The organism is Oryzomonas japonica (assembly GCF_008802365.1).
Taxonomy (GTDB): Bacteria; Desulfobacterota; Desulfuromonadia; order Geobacterales; family Pseudopelobacteraceae; genus Oryzomonas; species Oryzomonas japonica.
In genome coordinates, this window is the sequence record NZ_VZQZ01000012.1 from 22,090 (window position 1) to 42,283 (window position 20,194).

A 20,194-nucleotide genomic window follows, 5' to 3' on the forward strand; every position below is an offset into this window, starting at 1 on the left:
TGCATGTTGTCGGGAAAACAAAAACGCCACCTGCGCGCCCTCGGGCACAGCCTCAAACCGGTCATCCACATCGGCAAAAAAGAGATCGAAGAGGCATTGATCAAGGAGGCCAATGCCGCCTTGGACTGTCATGAACTGATCAAGGTCAAACTGCTGGAAAGTTGCCTTCTGGACAAGAATGAGGCTGCCGAAACCCTGGCCGGGTCATGCAATGCCGACATTGCCCAGATATTGGGCAAGACGTTCCTGCTCTACCGCCCGGCGACGCCACCGGTAATCGTCCTGCCAAGTACGGAAAAACCTGCCAAGGCCAAAAAGGCATGACCGTACGCGCTGCCCTCTTTGACCTGGACGGCACCCTGGTGGATTCGCTGGGCGACATAACCGATGCCGTCAACCATATGCTGGCCAGCTTCGGCCGTCCCTCTCTGGCGGCCCCCTCGGTACGCCAATTGGTGGGCAAAGGAGCCCGGGACCTGGTCCGGCGGGCACTCGGCACTGGATCCCAGGACGATATTACGCGGGCGCTCGATCTGTTTGTAGCCTACAACAGCAACCATATTGCGGACAAAAGCGCGCTCTATCCCGGCGCTTGGGAGGCGCTGCACCAACTGGCCGAAAGCGGCATCCGCATGGCGGTCATTTCCAACAAGAACGAGGCCCTCTGCCGTCTGGTCATGGAGGCGCTCGGCATCGTCCGGCAGTTTGAAATCATCTGCGGCGGGGATACCTTCTCCGAGATGAAACCCTCCCCTCTCCCCTTGCTGCGGGTGGTGGAGCGCCTCGGCGTCGCCCCCCATGAAGCGGTCATGATCGGGGACAGCATCAACGACGTACAAGCCGGCCAACGGGCCGGCGTCACCACCATCGGTTGCGCTTGGGGCTATGGCGGTGAGAAAGAATTGACAGGGGCAGACCACCGTGCCGTATCCTTCAGGGGTGTGACGGCCATCCTCTTGAAAGGCTCTGCCTAGGAGACCATGAACGGCTGGACCGGAACCATACTCAGGGTCGACCTGAGCGCTGGAACGGCGCAGCGCGAGGCAATCCCCCCGCAATTATTGGAGGAGTACCTCGGGGGCCGCGGACTGGGGGTGCGCCTGATGCGCGACCGCTTTCGGCTTCCCCCGCTTGATCCGGCCATGCCGTTGATCTTTGCCGTCGGGCCGCTGTGCGGCACCCCTGCCCCGACAGCCGCGCGGCTCTCGGTGATCTCCCGGTCCCCCTTGACCGGTACCATCTACGATTGCTCCGTAGGCGGCAGATTCGCCTGGCGCCTGAAAGCGGCCGGACTGGACGCCCTTATTGTAATCGGCAGGAGCCCTGAGCCTGCCGTTCTAGCAATTCGGCCCAGTGGGGTTGCAATCCTGCCAGCCGGCCAACTGTGGGGCAAGGATATCCCCGCAACGGTGGATGCCCTGAAAGAACAGGGAAGTGTGGCGGCCATCGGTCCGGCCGGCGAAAACGGCGTCCCCTTTGCCAGTATCATGATGGACGAGGGGAGTTCGGCCGACCGGGGCGGTCTGGGCGCCGTGATGGGAGCAAAAAACCTCAAGGCGGTGATTGTCGACGGCGACCGCGTGACGACGAGTGCCGATCCCGTCCTGCTGGACAAGGCCCGCCGCGATGTGCTGCGACTCTTCAACGCCTCTCCGGTGATTTTTGGCCCCCTGGGGATCGCCGAGTTCGGCACGCCGGTGCTGGTGGACCTCATGGCCCAGCGTCGTATGACCCCCACCGGGAATTTCCGCACGACCTTCTTCGAGCGCTCGGGCGCCTACTCCGGACCGGCGATCAGGGAGGCCTTCGCCCCCAGGAAGAACGGTTGTTACGACTGTCCGATCCAGTGCCTAAAAACGACGGCACAGGGCGTCCCCCTGCCGGAATACGAAACCGCTTCCCACTTCGGAGCTCTCCTCAGGGTTGACGACCTGCAGGCCATCGTTGCGGCGAACCAAGCCTGCAACGACCTGGGGTTGGACGGAATCTCGGCGGCCGCCACCATTGCTGCATGGGGCGAAATCAAGGGGGAATTCCCCACGGCAGAACAGATCCCCGGCCTGTTGGAGGATATGGCCCTGCGCCGCGGCGAGGGCGAGCTCCTGGCCCTCGGTTCGCGCCGCCTTGCGGAACGGATGGGCAGGCCGGAACTTTCCATGAGCGTCAAATCCCTGGAACTGCCGGCCTACGATCCACGGGGTGCCTACGGTATGGCGCTGGCGTACTGCACCAGTACCCGCGGCGGCTGCCACCTGCAGGCTTATCCCATCTCCCATGAAATCCTGCGCAAACCGGTGCCCACCGACCGTTTTTCTTTTTCCGGCAAGGCCCGCATCATCACCATTGCTGAGGATACCAACGCTGCCATGGACTCCCTGGCGGCCTGCAAGTTCGCTCTCTTCGGCGCCAGCCTGGAGGAGTACGCCGAACTGCTTACCGCCGCCACCGGCATCGGGTATTCCCCCCAGCGGCTGCGGGAGATCGGCCGCCGTATCTGCCTGACAGAGCGTTTCTACAACTGCGCCAACGGCTTCTCCCGCAAGGACGATCGCCTGCCGGAGCGTTTTTTCAGCGAGCCGGGGACGAGCGGCGACGGCATTCATATCCCCCCCATCGACCGGCGCCGTTTTGCAGAGGAGTTGGACAAATACTACCGCATCAGGGGATTGAATGCCGACGGCTGTTTCGATGATGCCGGCTTCCTGGAAAAACTGCCGTGAAATGGTTCGGCAAAGCCCCTTCCCCCGGGCCCACCGGGCCGCTGCCCACGGACAACAAGGGTATCGGCGATCTGGGGGAGGCTCTGGCCGCCGCATTCCTCGAAGGTCACAACTACCGCATCTTGGAACGCAACTACCGCTGCAAGGGGGGCGAGGTGGATATCGTGGCCCGGGACCCGCGGGACAAAAGCCTGGTCTTCGCGGAGGTCAAGACCCGCCGCGACCTCTCCTACGGCGTGCCCCAACTGGCGGTGACCCCGTTCAAACAACGCCAGATATCCAAGGCCGCCCTGACATGGCTGGCCCATAACCGGCAACAGGACGCCAATGCCCGCTTTGACGTGATCGCCATCCTTCTGGCGGAGAGCGGCCCCCACAAGATCGAGCATATCGAGAATGCATTTGAGTTGGCATATTGAAGAGGAGGTTTGCATGGATTTCACCGCCGTACTGGCCCAGATAAAACCGAAGCTCGGTTGCGTCGCCGATAACCTGGCGCTCATCGAGGAGCGCATCGAACAGGCGAAAGCGGCCAAGGCCGACTTGGTGATCTTCCCCGAATTGGCCCTGACCGGCTATTTTCTCAAGGATCTGGTGCCGGAGGTAGCCCGACGGCTGGATTCACCCGAGATCGCCCGGCTGCTGGAACTCTCCCGCGGTATCTCCATTGCCGTGGGCTTCGTGGAAGCCACTGATGACTATAGATTCTTCAACTCGGCCCTCTACCTGGAAGACGGGGTGATCAAACACCTCCATCGCAAGGTCTACCTCCCCACCTACGGCCTGTTCGACGAGCAGCGCTACCTGGCCCGGGGGGAACGTTTCCGAGCCTTCGACACCAAGTTCGGCCGCATGGGCCTCCTGATCTGCGAGGATATGTGGCACCTTTCAAGCTCCTACATCCTGGCCATGGACGGGGCTGCCACGCTGCTCTGCCTCTCCAGCAGCCCCGGCCGCGGCGTGGAGGGAGAGTCTCTCGCTTCGGCCGCGTCCTGGCAGAAGTTGACCGCCACCACGGCGCTGTTCCTCAACTGCCGGGTGCTGTACTGCAACCGGGTGGGATACGAAGACGGCGTCAATTTCTGGGGCGGCTCGGAATATATCGCCCCGTCGGGCGAGTCGATCATACGGGCCCGGCTGCTGGAGGAAGACAGCGTCAGCGCGCGGTTGGAGGAAGGCGCCCTGAGGCGGGAGCGGATTTTCTCCCCCATGTTGCGGGACGAGAACCTGTTCGTGACCCTGCAGGAACTCAGACGCATCGAACGGGAAAGGGGGCTGTGATGGCGGGCCTGTCAGCCAATACGGAACTGTTGCGAAAAATCCTGGTCGGCTTCGTACAAGACGAGGTGCACAAGGTCGGGGTCAAAAAGGCCGTGCTGGGGTTGTCGGGGGGGATCGACTCGGCCCTGGTGGCGTTCATCGCCGCCGAGGCGCTGGGGGCCGAAAACGTCCACGCCATCTGCATGCCCTACAAGACCAGCAACCCCGAGAGCGAGGCCCATGCCCGCCTGGTGGCCCAGGCATGCGGTGTGGACTTCACCCTGGTGCCGATCACCCCCATGGTGGACGCCTATTTCGGGATGTTCCCGGATGCGAGTAATATGCGGCGCGGCAACAAGATGGCTCGCGAACGCATGACCATCCTCTTCGACCATTCCGCCCATTACTCCGCCCTGGTACTGGGAACCAGCAACAAAACCGAACTGTTGCTCGGCTACGGAACCCTCTACGGCGACATGGCCAGTGCCCTCAATCCCATCGGCGATCTCTACAAAACACAGATTTGGCAACTGTCCGAGGCCATGGGCGTACCGAACGAGGTGATCGAGAAAAAGCCCTCCGCCGACCTGTGGGCCGGCCAGACCGATGAGGAGGAGTTGGGCTTTTCCTACCGCCAGGTGGACGAGCTGCTCTACCGCATGGTGGACCTGCGCCTGACCAGGGAGGAACTGATCAGCGCTGGCTTTGGTCCGGAGTTCATCGACACCATCTACAAGAAGGTCCAAAACTCACACTTCAAGCGGCGCCTGCCGGTGATCGCGAAGGTATCCAACCGCACCATTGACCGGGATTTCAGGTACTCCCGGGATTGGGGCAAGTAATGGCTTTAGCGGGAATGGTGTTGGCGATTTATCGGCGACTTCTGGTACAATGGGGGTAACGGGAGGTGTCGTTGTGATAATCATAACCTATCGTTACGCCGCCCATGGGGATATTGAAAACGGTCTCACGTGGATGCAGAGCTTCCGAACCGAGGTACCGGCACGATGATGGCCATTTCCGGGAAGGACAGGGAAACACGAATGAAGCGAAGTGAGGAAACAACTCTTGTCTACTCCAGCGAAACGGGCCGTGTAAGCCTCGGCGCCTCCAAGCCGCAGAGGGTGCAGCCGTCGAAGCAGGCACCGGCGCAGCCGGCCGACGGGACGGTCCGCCTACGCCGCGAGGTCAAGGGGCGCGGCGGGGGAACCGTTATCGTCATCACCGGCGTACCGCTCAAGGGAGAGGCGTTGAAGGAATTGGCCGGGGGGCTGAAAAAACGCTGCGGCTGCGGAGGCACGGTCAAGGAAGGGGTCATCGAGATTCAGGGGGACCATCGCGACACTCTGCTCAAGGAATTGGAGTCGCGCGGATACCGGGTCAAACTGGCGGGAGGATGAGAATGCAATTAATTCCTTGACCGTAATGATTTTTTCAAATATTTTTTTATATTCGATTTATTTTGTCGAGCTTGAAAACGCAGGCGAGGCGCTCGTGCGAGAGTGGCGGAATTGGCAGACGCACCAGACTTAGGATCTGGCACCGAAAGGTATAGGAGTTCAAGTCTCCTCTCTCGCACCATGTAATAACCGCGCACGGCGTGGGCGGGCACGAAACAAATTTCAACCAGGAGAGGTTATCCGAAATGCAGGTTCACGTAGAAGAAATAAGCCCGGTCAAGAAGAGAGTCAATATCGAGGTTCCGGCTGAGCAGGTCGATGCCGAGATCGAGAAGGTCTATGCGGGCATCCAGAAAAAGGCCAAGCTCCAGGGTTTCCGTCCCGGCAAGGCCCCCATGCAACTCATCAAACGCACCTACAGCGATACCATGCGCGACGAGGTCATGCGCCGTATCTACGAGCAGACTCTCTTCAAGGCCTTGGGTGAGCACAAGATCGAGCCGGTGGATTCCCCGACCGTTGAAAGCGACATCCTCCAGCAGGGTGCACCTTTCAAGTTCAGCGCCGTGGTAGAGGTCCTGCCGGAAATACTCCTCACGGGGTATACGGGTTTGGCGGTCAAAAAGGAAACCTACGTCCCCAACCAGGACAGCATTGAAGCCGAACTCAAGCGGATGCAGGAGAATATGGCCCAGCTTGTGCCCATGGGCGACGATGCCGTCGTTGAAAACGGCGATGTCGTTACCGCCGACTACACCTTTTCAGTGGAAGGGTTTCCCAATGAAACCAGCACTGCCGAGGATGCCCAGATCGAAGTAGGCGCAAACCAGCTTATCCCCGGCTTCGAGGAAGGGTTGGTCGGCATGAAAAGCGGCGAGACGAAGGAGATTCACGTCATCCTGCCCGAAGGCTACCGCATTCCCGAGGCTGTCGGCAAAAAGGGTGTCTTCACGGTCACTCTGAAGGAAGGCAAGCACAAGGAGTTGCCCGAGCTTGACGACGAATTTGCCCGGCAATTCGGGGAGTACGAAACCATGGAACAGCTGCGGGCCAAGATGGTCGAGTTCCGTGAAAAGCACGAGACCGACCGTATTCAGGGCGAGTTGAAGGATCGCATCGTCCAGGCCTTGATTGACAAGAACCCGCTTGAGGTTCCCGATTCCCTGGTCAAACGTCAACTCGACGCCATGCTGGAAAACCTTAAAAACCGCTTGCAGAGCCAGCACATGTCCATCGAGATGATGGGCCTGGACGACAACGGATTTCGCGAGCGTTTCCGCGATGCCGCGGCCGACAAGGTCCGGGGGGGTATGCTCCTCATGGCCCTGGTGACGAAGGAGAATATCGCGGTTGCCGATGAGGACCTGGCAAAACGCTACGAGCTGATCGCCGCCGGCAATCCGGATATGCTCGACCGCGTCAAGGAATATTACGAATCGAACCATAATGCCAAAAACTCCCTCATCGCCGAGATCAAGGAAGACAAGGCCATCGATTTTCTGCTGAGCAGTGCTGTTATTACCGAAGTTGACGCCTCCGAGTTGAAGCAAGCCGAGGCGTAAGGAGAACCAATGTACATCCCGATAGTGGTTGAACAAAGCGGCCGCGGCGAGCGCTCGTACGATATCTATTCACGCCTCCTCAAGGAGAGGATCATCTTCTTGGGAGGAAGCATCGACGACCAGGTGGCCAATCTGGTAATCGCCCAGTTGCTCTTTCTGGAGGCCGAAGATCCGGACAAGGACATCCACCTCTATATCAACTCTCCCGGCGGCGTGGTAACGGCCGGCATGGCGATCTTCGACACCATGCGCTACATCAAGGCCCCGGTTTCCACCATCTGCGTCGGTCAGGCCGCGTCCATGGGCGCAGTCCTCCTGGCTGCAGGGGAAAAAGGAAAGCGTTACAGCCTGGTCCATTCACGGATCATGATCCATCAGCCGTTGGGAGGATTTCAGGGACAGGCCACCGACATCAACATCCACGCCAAAGAAATCCTGCGCATGAAGGACGAGTTGAACGGCCTCCTCGCGGAAATGACCGGCCAACCGCTTGAAAAATTGGAAGCCGATACCGAGCGTGATTTTTTCATGTCCGCCGAAGAAGCCAGGGAGTATGGCCTTATTGACTCGACGTTCATTAGGAAGCCTGATACGGGAGGTGCAGCATGAGCCGACGCGACACCAATCAGGAAAATCTTACCTGCTCTTTCTGCGGCAAAAGCCAGGAAGAGGTCAAAAAGCTGATTGCAGGGCCGGCGGTGTATATCTGCGACGAATGCATCGAACTCTGCAACGACATCATTGCCGAAGAGATGAAGATGGAAGAGACTTTGGGGCCGGATATGAAGAAGCTCCCCAAACCTCGAGAAATCAAGGAAATTCTCGACGAGTACGTCATCGGCCAGGACAAGGCGAAGAAGGTGCTTTCGGTCGCGGTGTACAACCACTACAAGCGCATCGAGGCGGGAGGCAAGCCGGGCGACGTGGAGATGCAGAAGAGCAACATACTCCTCCTGGGTCCCACCGGCTCGGGCAAGACGCTTTTGGCCCAAACCCTGGCCCGTATTCTGAAAGTGCCCTTTGCCATGGCCGATGCCACCAACCTGACCGAGGCCGGATATGTCGGCGAGGACGTGGAGAACATCATCCTGAGCCTGCTCCAGGCAGCCGATTACGACGTGGAACGCGCCCAAAAAGGGATCGTCTATATCGATGAAATCGACAAGATCGCCCGCAAGACCGATTCCCCCTCCATCACCCGCGACGTGTCGGGCGAAGGGGTTCAGCAGGCCCTGCTCAAGATCATCGAGGGAACGGTCGCCAGTATCCCGCCCAAGGGAGGCCGGAAGCATCCCCAGCAGGAATTCATGAAGGTCGATACCACCAATATCCTCTTCATCTGCGGCGGCGCCTTTGCCGGCCTGGAGAGCGTCATCCAGCAGCGCATCGGCATGAAGAGCCTCGGGTTCGGTGCCGATGTCAAAAAGCGTGAAGAGAAGAAACTCGGGGAATTGCTCAACAACGTGACCCCCGAGGACCTGCTCAAATTCGGCTACATTCCCGAATTCATCGGCAGACTCCCCGTCCTGGCACCACTCACCGAACTGGATGAGGATGCTATGGTGCAGATTCTGAAGGAACCCAAGAACGCCCTGGTAAAACAATACCAGAAGCTCTTCGACCTGGAGAGCGTCCGCCTGCGTTTCACCGACGGTTCTCTGGTTGCCATCGCCAAAGAGGCGCTCAAGAGAAACACCGGCGCCCGGGGCTTGCGTTCCATCCTTGAAAACTCCATGCTGGAGATCATGTATGAGATCCCCTCGCAGCAGAACGTCAAAGAGGTGGTTATCAGCGAGGATGTCATCTATCGCAAGGAAAAACCGATCGTCGTTTATGAGCAGCAGGTCAATGACGCTGCCTAGGCCCTCGGACCCTGCTAATAATTTTAAGCAATTACGTCATGTTACACATGGCTTGACCGGTGAAAGCGTTATTTTATCGTGCTTTGCGGCATAAAAGATGCCCCAATAGCCCTTAAAATGGAGCTTTGCGCGAAAATTTCCTTGACAGTCTTCGCGGGAATCTGATAAACACTGACTCGCTTTGTATTCCCATAACAAAATAGGAGGTGTAACGTGACAAAATCTGAATTGATTAGCGCAGTAGCTGAGAAGGCTGGGCTTAAAAAGGTAGAAGCTGAAAAAGCCGTTGCTGCTTTCATCGCCACCGTAACTGGCGCCCTCAAAAAAGGCGACAAGCTGAGCTTGGTAGGTTTTGGCACATTCTCCACCGCAAAAAGGGCTGCCCGCAAAGGTCAGAATCCCCAGACCGGCAAGAAGATCAATATTCCGGCCGCTGTCGTACCCAAGTTCAAACCGGGTAAGACCCTCAAGGAAACCGTCAACAGCAAGAAATAATTTCGTACTGCAGAGTACGTCAAAGATTGCGGGGTTGTAGCTCAGCTGGTTAGAGTGCCAGCCTGTCACGCTGGAAGTCGCGGGTTCGAGCCCCGTCAACCCCGCCATAAAAATTAGGGCGAATAGCTCAGCTGGGAGAGCGCCAGCCTTACAAGCTGGATGTCACAGGTTCGATCCCTGTTTCGCCCACCAATTAGAACAAGGACTTAGGCATAATTGCTTTGGTCCTTTTTCTTTTCATGCCCCCTTCCAGGCACCCACAAGTAATTTTTCAATAGTGGTATTACCAGCAGCAATTCGCTCCCCAGTTGGCCGCCATCGTCCAGAAGAAGTTTTCTGCCGTCGCACAGATTATGCTCGGTCTCAAGCTCGCCGACTCATATTTATGACCGATAGGGGCGCAACGGTTTCTCTCTTGTTCCTGTCGCCATGCCTGTTTCAATAATCCTTTCGAGGATCCCCTTTTTTTGGTTCACGACATAGTTCATTTTTTCTGATGCATTTTATAAATATTATTCATTTTTTATTATATTCTGATTTAGCTATAGTCACGGCAATCAAACAGACAAAAGGAGTCTGCCGTGAAAAGCAACAATGGTTTAAAAGCAGGGTTCTGGATACTGCTGCTGGGTTGCTGCTGGCCTGGGATCAGCGCCCCCATGGCGCTGGTGGCCGGGATCACGTTTGGCATCCTGGTCGGAAATCCATGGGGGGCAGCCACATCAACCTGGAGTAGACGATTGCTGCAAGCCTCGGTGGTTGGCTTGGGATTCGGCATGAACCTGCCTGAACTGCTTAAAACCGGCAAGGATGCCTTTCTCTACACAGCCATCAGCATCAGTTTTACCATGGCAACCGGATACCTTTTGGGCAAGTTTTTCAGGACGCCTCAACGCACCTCAACCCTGATCTCTTTTGGAACCGCCATCTGCGGCGGGAGCGCCATAGCCGCCATGGCGCCGGTAATCAAGGCAGAGGCCGAAGAGACCGGTGTCGCCCTGGCCACGGTATTTACACTTAACTCCGTCGCCCTGATTCTCTTTCCTCCAGTGGGGCACCTTTTGGGGATGGAGCAGCGACAATTCGGGCTCTGGTCTGCCCTGGCCATCCACGACACGAGCAGCGTGGTGGGAGCAGCAGCAGCTTATGGCGGGCTGGCCTTGGCCATCGGCACGACGGTGAAGCTGACCAGGGCATTATGGATCATGCCTTCCGCCCTGCTTGCCGCCTGGTTCACCAAGTCGGGAGGAAAGGTAACATTTCCTCTTTTCATCATCGGCTTTATTGCTGCTGCAACCATCAAAACAGTGCTGCCGCAACTTGACCACGTTTGGCACCCGCTGAACAACATCGCAAAGCAGAGCCTGGTTGTGACCCTGTTTCTGATCGGAAGCGGCCTGACAAGAGAAGTGATGGGGAGGGCCGGCATCAGACCGCTGGCCCAGGGGGTAGTGCTCTGGATACTCGTTTCGGTGGCAAGTGGTACCGCCATAATGTGCGGTTGGATTAACTGAAAACAGCCTGGAAAGGTGTAGCCGGAGACTTCAAGAGCATTGCCGTCCCGGTTCGAACCACCACTGAAACGGGTCACAACAAAATTCAGGACAAGCTCTATTTTTATTGACAACGAAAAGGCAATTTGCTAAAAATAGCGTTCTTGATTTGACCCACCGCCCACATCCATAGGCTATTCATATTGGGGTTGTAGCTCAGCTGGTTAGAGTGCCAGCCTGTCACGCTGGAAGTCGCGGGTTCGAGCCCCGTCAACCCCGCCATTCAAAAAAAGAGTATCCGCATCCGGGTACTCTTTTTTCCATAAAGAGTCCCGTATCCCATGCACGATGAATCTCCCTATTCGTCGCCCGTAGTCAAAAACGCTCCCCTCCCCTTTCACATGCCGGGCTGGATAGCCTTGGCCCCATTTGAAGCGTACCTCGGAATGAACATCGATGAGGCCGGCAACGGCAGAGCGGTGCTCTCCATGCCGTTCCGCGTGGCCCATTGCCAAGGTGCGGGGCTCATGCACGGCGGAGCAATAACCTCACTGGCCGATACAGCCCTCGCCATTGCCATCAAGACCCTCCTTCCCGAGGGGACTCTCTTTGCAACCATTGACATGTCCATGACCTTCAAACATCCGATCCGCTGGGGCACGATACGGGGGATTGCCGAGGTGATCGACAGGACCGAACGGGACATTACCGGCGCGGTGGCTATCGTGGACGAGGAGGGGGTCACGGCCGCCACCTGCAGAGCCCATTTCCGTGTCAAACGGCATCATCCCCCCCCTGCTTCTCAAGGCTAATACGCAGCGTCATCCCTACCAAAACTAAACAACTTTGAGTTCCGGACACCAACGCTACCAACGCTACCCACGCTACCCACGCTACCCACGCTACCCACGCTACCCACGCTCCCTGCTCACTGTTGATGTGGATTTCCCATGGATGGGTCGAGTGGGAACACGGGGCGTGACAGGACGCTGTCGTGGATGTGCGACGGGAGGGCAGGATTGCATGGGTGACCGACCTGCACGTTTGGCAAAGTGAACTGTACAGGGCTGCCCCCCATACATTTGGGAGAGTACAGCAGACAAAACAGCAACGAATTCTGACGTCGATTTTCGCCGATGATGCTGCGCTTTTCTCTGGGTATCTCCGCGTCGTGTGCCCTGGGGCACATGCTTTTTTTCAGGTTCTTTTCATCTCGCGTTGTTATTTGAAGCTGATCCTGAGCCCCTTTTCCGTAGGCTTGACATCATACTTCGGAAACGGCGAACTGCCGGCGTCGAGGACAATGCGCACATGGTTGGGATAACGTCCAACCCTGATCTGGTCGAGGCCGAATCGGCGGACCGGAATACTCTTTACGCTCAATGAGGCGGTCGCTCCGGGCACATCGATGGCCAGGCGATTCGGCTGGGCCAGCTTTATCTGTTCAAAAGACTCCAGGCTACCGTTGGCTTCAACGTCAATCGAGGTCGTTCCCACCTTTATTGCCGTAATCACCATCTGCTTGCGGGGCGACGCAAAGGCAGGCACCACCGGTTCGAGCTTAGCGGAAGCGCTAGGGACGGTGACGGGTACGACGGCAAGGGGGGTGGGCTTGTCCGGCTCTTTGACCGCTGGCTGGTCCTTCACGGGGGCCGCAGGAGGTTCATCGAGCCCAAGCGGGTCCGTTTCCTTTTCCAACGCCGCCGGGGCCGCAGAAGCAGCCCCGGCAGAGGGCGATGGCGCAGCAAGAGCGGATTCGACGGCAGGGACGACCGGTTTTCCTGCGCTATTGTCAGCCGGCTTGCCACCGCTGAAAACTACACTCAATTTTTTTCGATCTGCCGTAGCCGTGACCGAAATATCGGTCTCGGCTACGAGGTTGAAAATCAGCCGGCTGACCACCATCCCGGTAATCTGCGCTTTATCAACGCTGATACTGGAAACGGCCCCCTTGTTGACGACGATCAGCGGCTCCACTTTTTCCGGGTCGACATCGGCGATGTCCACCACCGCCCGTGCCTGTCCCGGTATCTTGTAATAGGTGTAGGTCAGAGGGATGTCGGCCAGGATTTCCACGATCAGATCACTTCCCGTAACCACCGGTTTGACGTCCAGAAGTTCCGCCGCAAAAGCAGAAACCGCAGACAAGGCGATGACCAACATGGACAGAACAATGACAACCCGACGTTTCATGCTACCCCTCCTCCAAAAGTAGTAGTAACACCTTCCCACTGCGCCACAGATATGATAATGTGATTGTATATCACACTTTTCCGGAACTTTCCCATAACTTATCACTCTATGACACATTCACACATGCCCGACACCCCTGCGCCGGAAACGGCTTTCGACCCCCGCAAGCCTTGGATCGGGTACGCATTGGCAGCTTCGCTCATGCTGCACCTACTGGCTGTTGTCTTTATATTTGCCGCCGGGGGCGCAGTCAGGAGCATTCCGGCCGCAAGCGGCATACTGGTCGAAAACGTCACGTTTGCACCGACAATCAGTCCGTCCAAACCGCCAGAGTCCTTGCCAGCCCCTGCGCCACCCGAGCCCCCCCGGCAACCGGAGGCCTCGCAAGACGTCCCTCCCCTTCAGGCATCCTCTGCCGCGCAGCCAGCGGCCCCTGAAAAGGCTTCCGAAGGAATGAAGGAGTTGATGTCCACCCCCCTTGGGCTTGGTATGACCTACGGGTATATCAGCAGTTTGGCGGAAGGCCGCTCGCTTCGCGAGGATATCCGCGGATACTATTTCGAAGTGGTGGAGAAGATTAATCGCGAGTGGTGGAAACGGGCCGATGGTCTGAAAGAGCCGATCCGCCAGGATGGGATCATCGAACTGTACTTACAGCCCGACGGTTCTATCATCTCCCAAAGGATCTATCAGGGGACCGGATCGCGGGAGGCCGATCAGGTACTCCAGGATGTCATCAAGGCGGTGGCTCCCCTACCGCCCCTGCCGGCCAGCTTTGATCAGAAAGTGTTCCTGGCGCCCCTTAAAATAAAGGCACCCTCCACTCTTTTCCGCATTAAATAAGTAAGCGCGGTCATTTCAGCTCAAAGTCCTGCAACTCCTCATCGGAAAACTCAAGAGAACCGCCGGCATTCTTGAGACGGGCATGGACGTCCCGAAAATCGGCATTCACCGAGTCAATTTCCGCCATCAGCCCGGCGGCTCCCTCGTTGTCCCCCTGCGCTTCCAAAACCAATGCCAGTTCGTACTTCACGGCGCAGACATCCTCAAGGTTCAACTCAGGCTTCATCAGGGCATTCAGAATCCCCTGGGCAGCAGCCAACTCCCCCCGTTCGCGCAGACAGGCGGCTTGCAGCAGGCTGCACGCAATCTTGCGAGCGGGGTCACCGGCAGCTTGACGAAACTCGTTGATAGCCTCGTCATACAGTCCCATTTCTTTAAAGGCGACCCCCAGATCATAATGGGACTGGGCATCGGAACCGTCCAGACTGCTGCCGAACCTGACGCTGCGCGGCGTGGGGGAGGCCATTGCCCCATCGTCGAATGGCTCGGCCCAGCCATCGGGGGCACCGGTTTCCTCCTTTTCGGTTGCGGTGTCCTCAAACGGGAAATCGTCGATGTCCACCTCTATTTCTATTTCGCTCTCGTCGGGCAGCGTTTCAGCGCCACAGACAACACTCGGATCGTCGGCGATAGATTCAGATTCAGCAACGAGTTCGTTCTCATCCGGCATGTAGACGCCGGCATCCGCCCCCTCAATGCCGCTTTCCCAATCCTCCCCTGCGGGCACATCAACCGGCACCGGCGGAGCTACGGCGTTTGATGAGAGCTTTTGCAGCGTCTCAATCTTGGACGCCAGGTGGGCCGCTTCGTCAAGCATGCCGACGGCCTTGCAGGCCCTCTGAAATCCTTCGAGGATACGGGGGTTTATGGGATCGAGTTCGGCAAGCTTCCGATAAATAGCCACCAGTTCGTCACATGCACCGGACGAGGCGACCTCCTGCTCATACCGGTCAAGCAGGCCAAGAGCCCCCTTGACGTCTTTTTGATCGGCATGACACGTTATCAAGCCGGTTTTGGCCGAAACCTCGTCGGGGAAATAACGCAGAAAATGCTGAAAAACCTGCGTGAGCCTTTGGGGCTGGTCAAGACGACGGTACGCCCGGACGATCAATTCCCATATTTTCTTATCCCTGGGATTGTTTTTCAGCAGTGTTTGAAGCCCGCCAAGCGCTTTTGCGGCATTCCCCTCTTCCAGTTGGTTGGCCAGCACCTCGACGATGAATTCCGTCTTTCCGGGAAATAGCTGCTGAATACGAGTATTCAGATTGGCAAAAGGCCCGCTATCGCCCCGTTCGTGCAGGAGCAGAGCAAGCTGCTTGAAGAGGGCATAGGATTCCTCCGTTTTACCCGCACGGAAATATGCCTCGGCCAGCTTGAGTTTGATGTTGGCATTCTGCGGATCGACATTCTGCATCTTTTCGAGAACCTTGAGCGACTCTGCCGAGTTGGATTCCCGTTCATAATAATCGTACGCCAGTTTGTATTCGGCCAGGGCATTGCCGACCAAGCCGTGTTTTTCGTTCAGGCCGGCCAAGGTTAATGTCGTGGTGATGTCGCTGGGGAAAAGTTTCTGCACCTGCTTATGGACAGCGATCGCTTTCAGGTAAAAACCGTTCGAGGCGTAATGCTTGCCGATGGTTTCATATTCGGTTCGCGCGGCATCGGGCTGGCCGACCTTGACCAGGAGTTCGGCCAGCTTCTGACGCAGATTGATGGCGGAAGGTTCAAGGGACAATACCTGCACATAGGCCTTGACGGCTTTATCCAACTGGCCGCGCTGGGTGTATTTTTGAGCATCTTCTATCAGCTTGTCCTTTGGTGAGCTCACCGCTGAGAATTCCTTTCGGCCCCTGCTATCGGCAGGGGGCGGAAATCTTTCATAAACATACGCAAATAGTTAATCAAACGCCCACGACATGTCAAGCATATTAAGGCCATGATGCCCGGCGTTTTGCCGCGTCATCCCGTTCAATTACATTTTGACATGACCAGAGAAATACAGTAGGCTAAAACACTTTAATTGAATGGACGTTAGGGGCGGTCAGCCGTCGTATTCATCTGCATATTCAGGAATATTCCGGAGACAAGCAATGCGTTTATTACCCAAAGCAAACCCACTGTATGAAAAGATACCCGCCAGTAAGGTAGTACCTTCCGAGGTGCTGAACAAGCTGGCCAAGGGCGGCTTTTCCGGTTATCTCAGGTATACCGATACGGATTTCGGGGCGGATTGCATCTTTATCAAGGGGGTACTGATCTGTGTCAGCTCCTGTGAGGGGGAGAAGGAACGAACCGGCTTCGAGGCCTTTACGCTGTTGTTTGACAAAATCCTCTCTTCCGGCGGCGAGATCAACATCTATCGTATGACGGCCGATTTGGCCGTATGCGCCCACGCGCTGCTTCTGGGCAGTAAACTGTTGAGCGGCAGCGAGGTGCGCCAGATAGACATGAAAGAGACGCTGGCACAGCTCAGGAACCAGGGGCTCAACGGTGTGGTCCGGTTCTACACGGCAGAACGCTCCGCCATGATCTTCTACAAGGACGGTCAGCCGATCGGTTATTACCACGACGAGGCAAAAAACGTCGAGGCGTCGCCCGAAGAATCACGCACTGTTGCAGCGCTCCCCGGGGCGCTGGTGGATGTCTGCTCCACCAAGCCGATGGAGGAGTTGCTGCGGTACAATCTGTTGAAGATGGTCAACCTCGATAAACTGTGGGAAGCAGCCAAGGCCCGCCAAACGATCCCCCCGAAAGAGGCGCACCTTGAGCAGAGGGCGGGCGCGAAGGCCGGGCCGGATGACGAGCGGCTCCAGGCGCTGGTGGAGGATCTCAAGGAAATCGCCGCGGCATACCTTTCCAAGGAGGGGCGCATTGCCGTCGAAAAAGGCCTGCAAAAGGCCGGTGGCAACCGAATACTCTCCGACGACGAAAAAGCCGAGGCATTCATCAACCTGTTTGAAAGCGAGGCCAGACGTATTGACAGCAACACCCGCATTGACGAGATGATCGACCTGATGAAATCGGAAATAGCGGGGCGCCTGGCAGTATAACCGATGGACCGCGTGCTGACGGGAGCAGATGGTGCACTTCCAGCAACTACTCAAAGAGTATCTCCAACACCACGGTTATTGGGTCCTGTTCGTCGGCACCTTTCTCGAGGGGGAGGCGATCCTGATCATGGCCGGATTTTTGGCGTTTCAGGGGTACCTGAATGTGGCCGGCGTCATTCTCACCTCATGGGCCGGTTCCTTCCTCGGTGATCAGTGTTACTTCTACCTCGGCCGGTTCAGGGGCAAGAGTCTGCTGCGACGGTTTCACCCGGTTGCCCGTAAATTCCGCGAAGCGCTCCGCCTGATCGAAAAGTACGGATCGTTCGTGGCCTTCATCTCACGCTACACCTATGGATTTCGCATCGTGCTTCCCATAATCCTCGGCATCACGAGCCTGACGCCCCGGACATTCCTCTGGATCAACCTGTTGAGCGCCCTCTCCTGGGCGGTCGTCTTCTCGCTAGCCGGCTACCTGTTCGGCAAAAGCGCCGCGCTGGTGCTGGACGATGTGGGCAAATACGAGCAGTACCTGATGCTGGCGCTGGTGGGATTCATCATTATTACCTGGTGCTTCCACGCCTACCACGCCTTCAAACTGAAAGGGCCGGTCCGGCGGCGACTTGCCAGGATGCGCGCCCTGCAGAAAACAAGGAAAACGACCTTATGAAATCCATTTTGGACACTATCTCCATCGTACTGGTGGAACCGCAGTCACCCGGCAACATCGGCATGGCCTGTCGCGCCATGAAAAACATGGGGCTTTCCCGGCTGCGGCTGGTCAAGGGATGCGACCGGTTCCATCCCGAATCCCTCAAATTCGCCGTTGCGGCCAAAGACCTGCTGGAACAGGCGGTGGTATTTCCCGATCTTGCCTCCGCTCTGGCCGACTGCACCCTGACCGTCGGCACCACCCGCCGTCACGGCAAGTATCGCCAGGAGATCCTCTCGCCGACGGAGGTCGCCGCCAACCTCAAGGAGCAGGCCGGCCCGGAATGCCGGGCAGCAATCGTCTTTGGCCGGGAAGACAGCGGGCTGACCACCGAAGAGTTGTCGCTCTGCCGTTGGCATGCCACCATCCCTTCAGCCGATGATTACGGTTCCCTCAACCTGGCCCAGGCGATCCTGGTGTTCTGTTACGAACTGGGCAAGGCAGGCTCGCCTCCCGGCGGGGGCCGCACCACGCCGCTGGCGACGTCGGAGGAGATAGAATCTTTTTTTGGCCAACTGAGTTCCTGCCTGCTGAAGATCGGCTTTCTCAACGAGCAAAACCCGGAGCACATCATGCGCTCCATGCGGCGGATATTTTTCCGGGCGGAACTCGACAGCCGGGAGGTTTCCATTCTGCGGGGCGCCATCTCCCAGATCGACTGGGCCAGCAGTGATTTCGACGGCAGGAAACGGCCGTGAACCTGGACCCTACGCTCCTCGGACTGGTTGCCGGCACCATGACCAGTATAGCGGCCGTCCCCCAGGTTATAAAAACCCTGCGCACCCGTCATGCCCGGGACATCTCCGTCTGGCAGCCGCTCTTGCTCTCCATCGGTGTTGCCCTCTGGATCGTTTACGGTATGCTTATCCATAATCTGCCGCTGATCGTTGCCAATATCGTTCCGTTGGCGTGCAACGCCCTGCTCATCGGCCTGAAGCTCCACTATGGCAACGACGCCGCTTGACGGGGCTCACATTTCATCACCAAGCATAAATGGAGGAACACCATGAAGAGAATCGTCGCGAAACTACCCATCCTGCTGCTGTTGACACTTTTGTCCGGCTGCGGCTACAACACCATGCAGGCAAACGAGGAAGCGGTCGTGGCCGCCTGGGGCAACGTGGAATCATCCTATCAACGCCGGGCCGACCTGATCCCCAACCTGGTGGAGGTGGTCAAGGGATACGCCAAACATGAAGCCGATACGCTCAAGGCGGTCACCGAGGCCCGGGCCAAGGTCGGCTCCATGCAGGTCAGCAAGGATATCCTCAACAATCCCGAGAGCCTGAACAAGTTTCAAAAAGCCCAGGGTGAACTCTCCGGCGCCCTCTCCCGCCTGATGGTCGTGGTGGAAAAATACCCGGACCTGAAGGCAAACCAGAACTTCATGGACCTGCAGAAGCAACTCGAAGGGACCGAGAATCGCATCAACGTGGCCCGTGAGCGCTACAATACGAGTGTGCAGGTCTTCAACACCAGCATCCGCACCTTTCCCAATTCGCTCACCAACTCGCTGATGCTGCATCTGAACCGCAAAGAGGCGTTCAAGGCGGAAGAAGGAGCAAAAACGGCGCCAAAGATCAAGTTTTAGTCCAAACCGTGTCCCGTGCGGGCAGTTCGCCGGTATAAACGCAGTGCACGGGACACGAGCGGCAACGGGGGCATTACCATGAGGTTACGCAACATCTTCATACTGGCGCTTCTGGTTCTTCTGCCGCTCCCGTTGCCGGCCCTCGATGTCCCGCACCTCAACGGGCGGGTCAACGATTATGCCCGGATGTTGTCGCCCGAAACCGTGCGGCAACTGGACCAGAAACTGGCCGCCTTCGAGCGTGACTCATCCACTCAGATAGCCGTGCTGACCGTCCCCACGCTCCAGGGGGACGACATGGAACAATTTTCCATCCACGTGGCCGAACAGTGGAAACTCGGACAGAAGGGCAGGGACAACGGCGTGCTGCTGATCCTGGCCCAAGCCGAGCGCAAGGTGCGCATCGAGGTCGGCATGGGGCTCCAGGGGGTGCTGCCAGACATAACCGCCAGCCATATCATCCGTGACGTCATGCGCCCCTATCTCAAATCCGACAACTTCGACCAGGGCGTCACCGCCGGAATCGACGCCATCATCTCCGCGACCAAGGGGGAGTTCAAGGCCGCTCCCCAGGATGCTGGCAAACGTGCCCATAAGAAGAGTTCTGCCTCGTTCCCCGTACTTCTGCTGCTGATCGTTGTCGTGGCCGTCCTGCTCGGCGCGTTTTCCCGCTACCTGAGCGGTCTGGCCGGGGCGGTCGGCCTACCGTTGGCTGCCTTCCTGGCCTTTCCCGGACTGGGCTTGGTGATGCTGTTGATCCTGGCCGGCGTCGGCCTCGTGGTGGGGTTTCTGCTCAGCCTGCTGTTCTCCGGCATGTTCGGCGGAGGCGGGGGAGGCGGTTTCTACGGAGGTGGTTGGGGAGGCGGCGGTTTCTATGGCGGGGGGGGCGGCTCATCCGGCGGCGATGACGGTTTTTCCGGCGGGGGCGGTGGTTTCGACGGTGGCGGGTCGTCGGATGACTACTAATGACGATTTTACCTGAATCCGTGACACCGGAATGCCCTCGTGTCTGGAAG

The 20,194-nt window shown here is 57.7% G+C and carries 22 protein-coding genes and 4 tRNA genes; 24 read left to right on the top strand and 2 right to left on the bottom strand.

What is annotated here, in order from left to right; translation table 11 throughout:
* Positions 1 to 3: 3 nt before the first annotated feature.
* The 17 genes from yhbY to F6V25_RS16045 all read left to right on the top strand — a co-directional run bounded on the left by yhbY (position 4) and on the right by F6V25_RS16045 (position 11,604).
* Positions 4 to 324: a ribosome assembly RNA-binding protein YhbY gene (gene yhbY / locus F6V25_RS15965; RefSeq protein WP_149309816.1), complete on the top strand. Its 321-nt coding sequence runs from the start codon at positions 4 to 6 to the stop codon at positions 322 to 324.
* Complete coding sequence (locus F6V25_RS15970) at positions 321 to 974, top strand: HAD family hydrolase (protein WP_151129614.1); 654 nt, start codon at positions 321 to 323, stop codon at positions 972 to 974. Before yhbY ends, F6V25_RS15970 begins: the two co-directional genes overlap by 4 nt.
* Before the next feature lie 6 nt (positions 975 to 980).
* The gene (locus F6V25_RS15975) at positions 981 to 2,720 is read left to right on the top strand and encodes an aldehyde ferredoxin oxidoreductase family protein (protein WP_151129615.1); all 1,740 of its coding nucleotides are present in this window, start codon (positions 981 to 983) and stop codon (positions 2,718 to 2,720) included.
* A 41-nt stretch (positions 2,721 to 2,761) separates the two neighbouring features.
* Positions 2,762 to 3,139, top strand: a complete 378-nt coding sequence (locus F6V25_RS15980) for a YraN family protein (protein ID WP_151129647.1) — start codon at positions 2,762 to 2,764, stop codon at positions 3,137 to 3,139.
* A 13-nt stretch (positions 3,140 to 3,152) separates the two neighbouring features.
* The gene (locus F6V25_RS15985; RefSeq protein ID WP_149309810.1) at positions 3,153 to 4,001 is read left to right on the top strand and encodes a nitrilase-related carbon-nitrogen hydrolase; all 849 of its coding nucleotides are present in this window, start codon (positions 3,153 to 3,155) and stop codon (positions 3,999 to 4,001) included.
* Positions 4,001 to 4,822: an NAD+ synthase gene (locus F6V25_RS15990; RefSeq protein WP_149309808.1), complete on the top strand. Its 822-nt coding sequence runs from the start codon at positions 4,001 to 4,003 to the stop codon at positions 4,820 to 4,822. The genes F6V25_RS15985 and F6V25_RS15990 overlap by 1 nt, the downstream gene beginning before the upstream one ends.
* A gap of 201 nt (positions 4,823 to 5,023) precedes the next feature.
* Positions 5,024 to 5,380, top strand: a complete 357-nt coding sequence (locus F6V25_RS15995; protein WP_151129616.1) for an SUI1 family translation initiation factor — start codon at positions 5,024 to 5,026, stop codon at positions 5,378 to 5,380.
* Positions 5,381 to 5,476: 96 nt separating this feature from the next.
* Positions 5,477 to 5,561, top strand: a tRNA-Leu gene (locus F6V25_RS16000).
* Positions 5,562 to 5,625: 64 nt separating this feature from the next.
* Entirely contained in the window at positions 5,626 to 6,942 is a 1,317-nt protein-coding gene (gene tig / locus F6V25_RS16005; RefSeq protein ID WP_151129617.1) for a trigger factor, read from the top strand.
* Between the two features lie 9 nt (positions 6,943 to 6,951).
* Positions 6,952 to 7,551, top strand: a complete 600-nt coding sequence (clpP, locus tag F6V25_RS16010) for an ATP-dependent Clp endopeptidase proteolytic subunit ClpP (protein ID WP_149309803.1) — start codon at positions 6,952 to 6,954, stop codon at positions 7,549 to 7,551.
* Positions 7,548 to 8,804: an ATP-dependent Clp protease ATP-binding subunit ClpX gene (clpX, locus tag F6V25_RS16015; RefSeq protein ID WP_151129618.1), complete on the top strand. Its 1,257-nt coding sequence runs from the start codon at positions 7,548 to 7,550 to the stop codon at positions 8,802 to 8,804. The genes clpP and clpX overlap by 4 nt, the downstream gene beginning before the upstream one ends.
* Positions 8,805 to 9,017: 213 nt before the next feature.
* Entirely contained in the window at positions 9,018 to 9,299 is a 282-nt protein-coding gene (locus tag F6V25_RS16020) for an HU family DNA-binding protein (RefSeq protein WP_151129619.1), read from the top strand.
* Between the two features lie 30 nt (positions 9,300 to 9,329).
* A tRNA-Asp gene (locus F6V25_RS16025) sits at positions 9,330 to 9,406 on the top strand.
* Positions 9,407 to 9,415: 9 nt separating this feature from the next.
* Positions 9,416 to 9,491, top strand: a tRNA-Val gene (locus F6V25_RS16030).
* A 389-nt stretch (positions 9,492 to 9,880) separates the two neighbouring features.
* Positions 9,881 to 10,813: a YeiH family protein gene (locus F6V25_RS16035; protein WP_151129620.1), complete on the top strand. Its 933-nt coding sequence runs from the start codon at positions 9,881 to 9,883 to the stop codon at positions 10,811 to 10,813.
* A 184-nt stretch (positions 10,814 to 10,997) separates the two neighbouring features.
* Positions 10,998 to 11,074 (top strand) — tRNA-Asp (locus tag F6V25_RS16040).
* 59 nt (positions 11,075 to 11,133) lie between these two features.
* Positions 11,134 to 11,604: a PaaI family thioesterase gene (locus F6V25_RS16045; protein WP_151129621.1), complete on the top strand. Its 471-nt coding sequence runs from the start codon at positions 11,134 to 11,136 to the stop codon at positions 11,602 to 11,604.
* A 409-nt stretch (positions 11,605 to 12,013) separates the two neighbouring features.
* Here the strand turns inward: F6V25_RS16045 and F6V25_RS16050 are convergent, their stop codons facing one another.
* Positions 12,014 to 12,985, bottom strand: coding sequence for an AMIN domain-containing protein (locus tag F6V25_RS16050; protein ID WP_191966234.1), 972 nt, complete (start codon positions 12,983 to 12,985; stop codon positions 12,014 to 12,016).
* A gap of 465 nt (positions 12,986 to 13,450) precedes the next feature.
* On the opposite strand from F6V25_RS16050, the gene F6V25_RS17110 reads away from it, so the two are divergent.
* On the top strand, positions 13,451 to 13,828 hold the full coding sequence (locus F6V25_RS17110) for a TonB C-terminal domain-containing protein (RefSeq protein WP_191966235.1): 378 nt from the start codon (positions 13,451 to 13,453) through the stop codon (positions 13,826 to 13,828).
* Between the two features lie 10 nt (positions 13,829 to 13,838).
* Here the strand turns inward: F6V25_RS17110 and F6V25_RS16060 are convergent, their stop codons facing one another.
* Positions 13,839 to 15,656, bottom strand: coding sequence for a tetratricopeptide repeat protein (locus F6V25_RS16060; protein ID WP_151129624.1), 1,818 nt, complete (start codon positions 15,654 to 15,656; stop codon positions 13,839 to 13,841).
* 262 nt (positions 15,657 to 15,918) lie between these two features.
* Between F6V25_RS16060 and F6V25_RS16065 the strand changes: the two genes are divergently transcribed.
* The 6 genes from F6V25_RS16065 (at position 15,919) to F6V25_RS16090 (ending at position 20,144) form a co-directional block, all read left to right on the top strand.
* Entirely contained in the window at positions 15,919 to 16,878 is a 960-nt protein-coding gene (locus tag F6V25_RS16065; RefSeq protein ID WP_151129625.1) for a GTPase-activating protein, read from the top strand.
* A 28-nt stretch (positions 16,879 to 16,906) separates the two neighbouring features.
* Positions 16,907 to 17,545 carry a DedA family protein gene (locus F6V25_RS16070; RefSeq protein ID WP_151129626.1) on the top strand — a complete coding sequence of 213 codons (639 nt, stop codon included), beginning with the start codon at positions 16,907 to 16,909 and terminating at the stop codon, positions 17,543 to 17,545.
* Positions 17,542 to 18,285, top strand: coding sequence for an RNA methyltransferase (locus F6V25_RS16075; protein WP_151129627.1), 744 nt, complete (start codon positions 17,542 to 17,544; stop codon positions 18,283 to 18,285). Before F6V25_RS16070 ends, F6V25_RS16075 begins: the two co-directional genes overlap by 4 nt.
* Entirely contained in the window at positions 18,282 to 18,551 is a 270-nt protein-coding gene (locus F6V25_RS16080) for a SemiSWEET family sugar transporter (RefSeq protein WP_338042778.1), read from the top strand. The genes F6V25_RS16075 and F6V25_RS16080 overlap by 4 nt, the downstream gene beginning before the upstream one ends.
* A 42-nt stretch (positions 18,552 to 18,593) precedes the next feature.
* A complete protein-coding gene (locus F6V25_RS16085) occupies positions 18,594 to 19,178 on the top strand; it encodes a LemA family protein (RefSeq protein WP_151129628.1) in 585 nt (194 codons plus the stop codon).
* Between the two features lie 78 nt (positions 19,179 to 19,256).
* Positions 19,257 to 20,144 carry a TPM domain-containing protein gene (locus F6V25_RS16090; RefSeq protein WP_151129629.1) on the top strand — a complete coding sequence of 296 codons (888 nt, stop codon included), beginning with the start codon at positions 19,257 to 19,259 and terminating at the stop codon, positions 20,142 to 20,144.
* Positions 20,145 to 20,194: the final 50 nt, after the last annotated feature.